This window comes from Bradyrhizobium sp. NBAIM08 (genome assembly GCF_020193935.1).
GTDB classification, from domain to species: Bacteria; Pseudomonadota; Alphaproteobacteria; order Rhizobiales; family Xanthobacteraceae; genus Bradyrhizobium; species Bradyrhizobium yuanmingense.
In genome coordinates this window covers 1-466 of sequence record NZ_JADYVR010000197.1, presented here as the reverse complement: position 1 = coordinate 466, position 466 = coordinate 1, and the positions used below count along the sequence as shown (strand labels likewise).

The 466-nt window shown below is 63.3% G+C and carries 1 protein-coding gene; it reads left to right on the top strand.

The genetic code is table 11. The features are described 5' to 3' along the window. Positions 1–466 (top strand): ABC transporter permease (locus tag I6F37_RS39090; RefSeq protein ID WP_225154241.1); only part of this gene is annotated, 466 nt, incomplete at both ends.

The window sequence follows — 466 nt, the reverse complement described above, 5'->3', positions numbered from 1 at the left end:
GATGGGGGTCTATTCGGCGCTGAAGCGCGACACGTTTCTGGCCAAGGTATTCCAGGCGGTGTCGCTGATCGGAATTTCGCTGCCCACCTTCCTGATCGGTATCCTGCTGATCTATCTGTTCGCAGTGGTGCTGGGCTGGCTGCCGTCGTTCGGCCGCGGCGACGTGGTGCGGCTGGGCTGGTGGACCACCGGCCTGCTCACGGTCTCCGGCCTCAAGGCGCTGATCATGCCGTCGGTCACGCTCGGCCTGTTCCAGATGACCTTGATCATGCGGCTGGTGCGCGCCGAGATGCTCGAAGTGCTGCGCACCGACTACATCCGCTTCGCGCGGGCGCGCGGACTGACGACGCGCGCGATCCATTTCGGTCACGCGCTCAGGAACACGCTGGTGCCGGTGATCACCGTCGCCGGGCTGCAGTTTGGCTCGGTTATTGCATTTGCAATCATCACCGAAACCGTATTCCAG